Source organism: Protofrankia sp. CiP1_Cm_nod1 (assembly GCF_920888515.1).
Taxonomy (GTDB): domain Bacteria; phylum Actinomycetota; class Actinomycetes; order Frankiales; family Frankiaceae; genus Protofrankia.
In genome coordinates this window covers 1-7,928 of sequence record NZ_CAKKTM010000470.1, presented here as the reverse complement: position 1 = coordinate 7,928, position 7,928 = coordinate 1, and the positions used below count along the sequence as shown (strand labels likewise).

The window sequence follows — 7,928 nt, the reverse complement described above, 5'->3', positions numbered from 1 at the left end:
CGAACAGGCAGCCGCCCATGGACGCCGATGGCGCGGCCACGGCGAGCGGGCGCCCACCGGGCATGCCGGGGGCGTGGGTGGCCGCCGGCCCGATCGTGAGCGGGAGGCCGCACCGCGCCGCGAACCGGTGGACGGCCCGCAGCAGCCTGCCGGCATGACGGGTGAGCGTCCCGAACCGGGCGGCCGCCGACCGCAGGACGCTCGTGTTCCACAGCCCCTTCTCGGCATGGCGGAGCATGCCGGCGACGAGCCCGGCCGCCACGGCGTGCATGGCGCTCATCACGGCTCCGTCGTGCAGGACCGCGTCGGGGGCCATGCTGGCGCCATGTGCCGTGACCGCGTCGTGCGATGTGATCGAGAACGTGGCGTGCAGGACGATCTGGGTCAGGCCGACCCCGGCGAGCACGGCGATGGCATGGCGCTCCTGCCCGGCAAGTCCGTACGCGATGCGGGTGACCAGCCCGAGGGCTCCCAGGATGATCAATATCGACGGCCGGTGACCATCGGCGGCGGTGTGCCCCGCCACGGCGAGGCAGACCGAGGAGCCGGCGAAGACGGACGCGCGCATGCCTCGCCCGGCAGCCGTCCCGGCGACAGCGGCTGTTCCGGCGGCGGGCGTCCTGGCGACGGCGGGCGGCGCCGTGCGCGCGTTCACGGTGGTCAGCCTGCCACATCCCGCCGAGCGGGGAGCATGTCGGTCGCTTCCCGGTCGTCGTGCGGCAGGTCGTCGTGCGGCAGGCCGGCCTGCTCTGGGCCGTCCCGTCCCGCGTCGCCGCTGTGGTGGCTTTCCTGGCCGGCGCTGTTCTGGCCGGCGCTGTTCTGGCTGGTATTGTCCTGGTTCGTCCCGCCTCGCTCTGGGCCGCCCTGGCCCGTACCGGACGGTCCGCGTGACGCGCGACGGCGGGACGCCAGCGCCGTGGCGCCGAGCAGGCCGAGGCCGATACCGATGGTGACCGCGGTCAGCGTCCGGGCGAGGCCCATCGGCCCGGCGATCGGGGCGCTGGACCGGTACAGCACATCCAGGTCGCCGAAACCGCCGGTCACGGCGATGACGAAGCCGGCGCTCCCGGCGAGGTAGCGGCCCGCGCTCGCGCGCCGTACCAGCAGGACGGCCGCGGCCAGCCCGAGCAGCCAGGCGGCCATCTCGACGATGTTGCCGTAGACGAACCCCGACAGCCGGCCGCTGGCCCGGGAGCAGGCGATGAGCGCCGAATGGGTGACGTCCACGCCGACGATCGCTGTCACGGCCACGGCCAGCACGGTGTCGCGGCGCCGGTACAGCCCGCTGGCGGCGGTCGCGGCGGCGGTCGCCACGGCGAGGACGAGCCACGGCACCGGCGACGGCCCGGGAACCCAGTCGAGGGTGCCGGTGGCGAGAACCGCCTGGTCGTCCACGGTCAGGGGGATCGTCCAGGCGTAGATCTGGTGGAAGCGGCCCGGGGCGGCCCGCACGGCCGGCGGATCCTGGGTGCCCATCCAGTGGGCGCGGTGGTCATGCCAGACGATGGTCCGGCTATCGGCGATCCTCTCCCAGCGTGGGGCGGCCTTGGCGGCCCCGCTGTCGCCGGCTGGGGCGGTGCCGGGCGGCCCGTACCGGTCGCGGTTGAGATATGTGGCGGGTGACAGCGTGTTCTGCCAGACGCCAGCGGAATCCACCCGCAGATAGGGCTCGTCGTCGTACCCCTTGACGACGACCGTGTGGTTACCGGTGACGGTCAGCCGCACCCGGCTGCCGTTCTCCACGGGCACGAGGCTGACGCCGTCCACCGGGGGCTGCGGACCGGTCACGGTGGTGCGGAAGTTCGTGGCCGAGGCGCCGCTGACGGAATGCGCCTGCGCGGGCCCGGCGGCAAGGACGAGCCAGCAGGCCACGGCACCCAGAAGCACGAGCGCACGCCGTGACACGCTGGCCGGCCGGCCCCGGCCGGCCAGCCTTTCGCCGACGGCGTTCACGGGGCCTTCATGGGCGCGCGGTCTTCATATGGCCGGATTCTAGCCGGCCGATGAGCGGGAGCCGGTGATTCCTCGTCCCAGGGAGATCACGGAAAACCGCTCGGTGGCCCACGGGAAGTGGATTTATAGATCTTTGAAAGAGTGCTCGGAGGGCCCCGGAAGGCGCGGCACGCCCGGAAGTCGCCGACGGGCGGGGGATGTCCCCGCAAGGCTTCGAGGTTTCCGGGAACGCCACGGGGATTCCCGCGGTGCGTTCCCGGCCGGAGCGGTCGCCGGCTCCCGGCAGACCTGCGCCCGGCAGACCTGCGCCCGGCAGACCTGCGCCCGGCAGACCGGCTGCCGGGGGCGGCCATGGGAATCCGCGGCCGGCCGCGGATTCCGGCGTCGTCGTCGTTCGCGGGCGGTGGGGTGGACACTGGGCCAGTGGTTCGGCTCCAGATGGGTATCGGGCCGGTGTTCCGGTCCAGGACCGGCATCGGGCCTGTGGCCCGATCCCGGGTTGGCGCAGGGCCGCTACGCCGGCCCCCGGCTGGCGCAGGGCCGGTGCTTCGGCCCCCGGCTGGTGGCGGCGTGTCACCGTGGTTTGGCGCCGGGTGGCGTTGGCGGCGTACCGCGCGTCGCCTCGGCTTCCTGTTCGCGGCCGTGCTCGTGGCCGTCGTCGGGACGGCTGTGCCGGCGTCCGCGCATGCCGTGCTCGAGGGCAGCGACCCCGCCGGGGGGTCGAGCCAGCCGGCCGCGCCGTCGCGGGTCACGCTGACCTTCAGTGAGTCGGTCACGGTGAACGCCGGCTCGATAACGGTCATCTCCGCATCCGGTCAGCGGGTGGACGACGGTGCCGCGCGGCACGGGCAGGCCGGCAACGAGGCCGTGGTGGGGATCCGTCCCGGGATCGACAACGGAACGTACGTGGTCAGTTGGCATGTGGTCTCCGCGGACAGCCACCCGGTCTCCGGCGGTTTCTTCTTCGGGGTCGGAGTGGCACCGGACGCGGCGGCGGCCGCGTCGGTGCCCACGACCGCCCGTGGCTCGGTGGTTGTGGGCGTGCTGGCCGGCGTCGCCCGTTTCGCCGCTTTCGCCGGGCTCGCCGTCCTGGTCGGGGCGGGCCTGTTCCTGCTGGCGCTGTGGCCGGCCGGGCTGGGGCTGCCAGGCCCGCGGCGCCTGCTGTGGGCGGGGTGGGGGGCCACCTTCGGCTCGTCCGTCGCGCTGTTGCTGCTGCAGGGGCCGTACGGCGCCGGTCAGGGCCTGTCCGCCCTGTTCCGCTGGGATGCGTTGTCGGCCACCCTGCACGGCAGATACGGGCATCTGGTGCTGCTGCGCATCCTCGCGCTGCTGCTCGTGGTACCGCTGCTGCGTACGGTCATGGCGGGTCACCGGCGCTCCCTGCTGGAGCTGGCGGGGCTCGCTCTTGTCGCCACGGTGACCCAGAGCGCGGCCGGGCATGCGGGCGCCGGTGACGACGCGTGGCTGGCGACTGCCAACCTGACCCTGCACCTGCTGGGTGTCGCGGCCTGGGGCGGCGGCCTCACGGTCCTTGTGATCTTTCTGTGGGCCACCTCCCGGCGCGTTTCGCGGGACGGCCGGCAGCCTCCCGGCGACGACGTCGAGGTGCCGGCTGCCCGGGCCGCCGAACTCGCCGAGGTCCTGCCGAAGTGGTCACGTGTCGCGATGGCTGCTGTCATTGTGATCGTTCTGACCGGCGTCTACCAGGCATGGCGTGAGGTCGGCTCGCTCTCGGCGCTGGACACCACCTACGGCCGTCTGCTGCTGGTGAAGCTCTGGTTCGTGGCGATGATGATCGGATTCGGCTGGTTGGGGCACAACCGGATCGCGCGCCAGTACCGGCTGCCCCGCGCCGTGCCGGCCGCGGACGCCACCGCGGACCAGGCTGGCAACGGGGCCGGCAGCAGAGCCGGCAATGGGGACGGCAACGAGGCCGGGGAGCAGGCCGGCAACGAGGCCGGGGGTGCCGCCGTGGGAGCGGCCGGGGGCAGCCGGGGGAGTACGGCTGTGGGCGTGGCCGTCCGGGCCGCGGACCGTGGGCCAGGGCTTTCCGGATCCGCCGGATCCGCCCCGCCGGCCCGGTGGGAAGCCGGGATTCACGTGAGTCGTGGCCGCGCCCTCCTCGGCCTGCTGACAGGCCGGGCAGCCGGGCCGCCGGCGGCACGCGGAAAAAATGATGTTGCCGTCGGCCCGTCGGGGGACGCGTTCTCGCCGGCCCCGCCGCCACGTCCCCGGATCGGCGAGGGCGCGTTGGCGCGGCTGCGCCGCGGGGTCGTCCTCGAGGCGGGAATCGCCGCCGTGGTGCTCGGGGTGACGGCCGTGCTGGTCAACTCCGTCCCGGCGCGGACGTCGTACGTCCCCCCGTTCTCCGACACGGTCTTCGCCGGGCCGCTGACCGTCCAGGTGGACATCACCCCCACCAGGCGTGGTCCGCAGACCCTGCACGTCTATGTCTTCGGTCCCGCGGGGAAGGCGCAGCCGCTCGCCGACGCGTCGGCCGCGCTGTCACTACCGGACGCCGGTGTCGGCCCGCTGCCGGTGCCGCTCACCCGGGTGGCGCCCGGCCATGTGATCGCTGAAGGCATGCAGGTCCCGCTCCCGGGCATCTGGCAGCTCCGCCTGACGCTACGCGTCAACGACTTCGACCAGTATGTGACGACCCTCTTCTACCGGGTCCGTTAGCGCGTCGGCCGGGTAACCGGCCGGGTGACGCGGAGCCGTTCCGGAACCGGCCGGAAACTCGTGACCGGACGATTCGTGACCGGCCGCTGTCGGGTCACGAAGGCGGCCGAGGAACTGCCGGGAGAACGCCAAGAGGGTGGGAAACGGCCGTCACGGCGGCTGTTTCCCAGTCCCTTGTTTTCCCGCATGGCCGCCGGGATGATTTTCGGGGAGGCCGCGTGGTGACACCACGTCACCGTGGCCGGCGCGGTGGCCGGGCGATGACCGGATCCTGGTGGGTCAGACCGAGGCCAGGGGTGCGCGGGTGGTCGCGGGCTCTTCCCCGTCCGCCGGGCCGCCGGATGCCGGCGGGCCCGCGGCCGTGGCGCTGATCGACGGATTCGCCGTGGACGTCTCGCCCGGGCTGGTCGGGCTGCCCACGGGCGGGCCGGTCCCGGCGCTGCTGGACGGAGTGCCGGGGCTGGTTGGCTTGATGGTTGCCGTGGGCACCGGCCCGGTCGGGGTCGCCGTCGCCGTCGCCGTCGCCGTCGGCTGGGGTGGTTCCACGATCGTCGTGGGTGGGGCGTTGACCGGCGGTGGAGCGGCCGGGCCGGTGGCGCCGGCCGGGGGGAGCGCACCGTCGTCGAGGGAGAGCTGGGACGACACCAGCGCCACCCCGGCCGGCTGCCCGAAGTCGGACGTGGCCGGCCCGGTGCGCTGGGCGGACGGCTGCTGGGCGGATGGACCACCCACCGCGGAGCCGATCGGTCCCGACGATCCGGACGCGGGCGAGGGATCCGGGGAGAAGCGGCCGGGCTCCTCACCGGACGAATTCGGTGTGATCACGGCGGTGCCGGGGCGGCCGGCGGTGGTACCAGGCGCCGCGGTGGGCCAGTTGACCACGGCGACGACACCGACCGTGGCCATGACCAGCAGCGATGCGGCGGCCGCCGCGACCGGCCGGCTGCGCCAGCGTGATCCGGCTTCCGGAGGCTCCCCGCCGGGGTACCCGGGCGCCAGCGGCACGACCGCGCCCGCCTTGCCCTGGCCCGGCCTGCCCAGGCCCGTCGTCCCGCCCAGGCCCGGCCCGGCTGGGACGGGCGGGGCGCTCTGGCCCCTCGCCGGGCTGATGGCCAAGGTCCTGTCGATGCCCGCCGGCTCGGTGTGGGCCGGTGGCTGGCCCGGGGCGGCCACGCTGTCGTAGGCCGCATCGCTGTAAGCCGCGCCGTCGTGGGCCGCGCCGTCGTAGGTGGTACCGACGGCGGCGCCGTAGGCGGTACCGACAGCGCCGGCGGGGCCGGCGGCGTGGACGGGGCCGGCGGGGCCATCCACGGCGTCGCGGGGGATGACCGCTGTGCTGTTGTGGCCGGAGCCGAGCGCCTGGTAGCGGGTGCGGGCGGCGATGTCGCGGGCGGTGGCCGCCGCGGCGGCCCGGTCGAAGGTGCGCGCGAGCCCCTCCCGCAGGGATGCCGGTGCCGCCACTATCCGGGTCGCGGCGAGCATCTCCTCGGGGGTGATCCCGTGCGGTACCGGGGCTGCCTGTACCTGCGGCGAGCCCGACCAGGCCAGTGAGCTGCCGCGGGCGAGTTCCAGCAGCCACGAGTGCAGCCGGCTGGGATCGCTGAGCGGGCTGAGACGGCTACGGGCGACGAGGGCGAACGCCGTGCCCGCGGCGGCGTGCGCGACGGTCGGCTCGCCAAGGATCAGCAGGCACACGGAGAAGACGTCGTCGGCGTACCGGTCGTAGAGATCGTCGAATGCCTGCCGCTGGCCATGCCGAATCCGCATGACGATGTCGGCGTCGATGTCGGCGTCGATGTCAGCGTTGGCGCCGACTGCCGGTCGCTCCGGTCGCAGCCTCCCGCCGAAGGTGGTGTGGTCGATGCCGCCGTCCATCAGTGCACTCTCCCGGATCCCCCATCGGTGATTCCCGTCGCAGCCGTGCTCTGACACGGACGGAGTGATATCACCATCACTCTTTACGGTAGAACGTCCCGGTCATCTCATGCGGAACCTTGGGAAAACTTTGTTGTCACATGACGGACTCGTAACGCGCCAGGCCTGATCCACGCCGTCCCCCCACCGCCGTCCCGCCACCGCCGACGAACCGGCGGCGGCGGGACGGCTGGTGGCAGGGCAGTGCGGGAGCGGCCCTCGGGCCGCCGCCCGGTGCCGGGAGGGGAGCGGCTCCCGGCCGGCCGTTTCCGTGGCGTCGAGTGATCAGGACGGCTGCTGGGCGAGGGTCACCTCGGTGGTCTGCGTCTGGCCGTTGCGGGTGTAGGTGACCGTCACCTTGCTGCCGATGTCATGTGAGCGCACGGCGGCGATGAGGCCGTCCACACTGGTGATCCGGCGGTCCCCCAGCTTGGTGATGACATCGCCCGGCTGGAGCCCGGCCCGCTGCGCCGGCCCGTCGCCCACCAGGTTCTCGACGGTGGCACCGGTGCCCTCACCCGTCGGATCGGACGGGCCCGCGCCCGCCGTGGACGCGCTGACCCCGAGGTACGGATGCCTCGCGGCGCCCCCGGTGATCAGTTCTTCGGCGATGGATTGGGCGTAGTTGGCCGGGATCGCGAACCCGACGCCGATGTTGCCGGACTGCTGCTGGCCGCCGAAACCACGGCCGCCCGATCCCACGGTGGCGATCGCCGAGTTGATGCCGATCAGCTCACCCCTGCTGTTGACCAGCGGGCCGCCGGAGTTGCCCGGGTTGATCGGGGCGTCGGTCTGGATGGCGTCGAGAACCGCGTTGCTGTCCTGGACGTCGGTGTCGCCGGTCCGCACCGGCCGGTGCACGGCGCTGACGATGCCCGAGGTCACAGTGCCGTTCAGGCCGAGGGGGCTGCCGACCGCGACCACCAGTTCGCCGACCGCGAGCGCGTCGGAGTTACCGAAGGTCGCCGGCTTCAGGCCGGTTTCTTCGATCTTGATGACTGCGAGGTCGGAGCTCGGGTCGGCACCGACGATCTTCGCGTTGTAGTCCTTGCCGTCCTGCGTGCTCACGCTCAGCGAACCGCCGCGCGCGGCGTCGGAGACCACGTGGTTGTTGGTGAGGATGTAGCCGTCCTGGCGGATGATCACCCCGGAGCCGGTGCTCCCCTCGTTGCTCCTGGAGGCGGCGGAGATCGTGACCACGCTCGGGAGGATGGCCTGCGCCGCGGCCGACACCGTGCCGACCGCGGCCGGCGACGTGCCACCCGAGCCGTTGTCGGTGCTGCGCAGCAGTCCGCCGGAGGACACCACGGTCTGTCCGTTGTCGTTGTTGCCGGCCACCAGCGCCCCCACGCCGCCGCCCACCCCGGCCGAGAGCCTGC

5 protein-coding genes are annotated in these 7,928 nt (G+C 73.5%); 1 reads left to right on the top strand and 4 read right to left on the bottom strand.

Going from position 1 to position 7,928, the window contains the following annotated elements; genetic code table 11:
• The coding region (locus tag NBX02_RS22325) for a hypothetical protein (RefSeq protein WP_250292998.1) at nucleotides 1–655 on the bottom strand (655 nt) is incomplete at its 3' end.
• Nucleotides 656–660: 5 nt separating this feature from the next.
• Nucleotides 661–1,887: a hypothetical protein gene (locus NBX02_RS22320; protein WP_250292997.1), complete on the bottom strand. Its 1,227-nt coding sequence runs from the start codon at nucleotides 1,885–1,887 to the stop codon at nucleotides 661–663.
• 636 nt (nucleotides 1,888–2,523) lie between these two features.
• Between NBX02_RS22320 and NBX02_RS22315 the strand changes: the two genes are divergently transcribed.
• The gene (locus NBX02_RS22315; RefSeq protein ID WP_250284703.1) at nucleotides 2,524–4,635 is read left to right on the top strand and encodes a copper resistance CopC/CopD family protein; all 2,112 of its coding nucleotides are present in this window, start codon (nucleotides 2,524–2,526) and stop codon (nucleotides 4,633–4,635) included.
• A gap of 279 nt (nucleotides 4,636–4,914) precedes the next feature.
• Here the strand turns inward: NBX02_RS22315 and NBX02_RS22310 are convergent, their stop codons facing one another.
• Together NBX02_RS22310 and NBX02_RS22305 are read right to left on the bottom strand one after the other, a co-directional pair.
• On the bottom strand, nucleotides 4,915–6,510 hold the full coding sequence (locus tag NBX02_RS22310; protein ID WP_250292994.1) for an RNA polymerase subunit sigma: 1,596 nt from the start codon (nucleotides 6,508–6,510) through the stop codon (nucleotides 4,915–4,917).
• A gap of 324 nt (nucleotides 6,511–6,834) precedes the next feature.
• A partial coding sequence (locus NBX02_RS22305; protein WP_250292990.1) for a trypsin-like peptidase domain-containing protein occupies nucleotides 6,835–7,928 on the bottom strand: 1,094 nt, incomplete at its 5' end.

Excerpts from the sequence above, each read along its gene's own strand:
- NBX02_RS22310 (WP_250292994.1), bottom strand. The coding sequence starts at position 6,510 with ATGGACGGCGGCATCGACCACACCACCTTCGGCGGGAGGCTGCGACCG.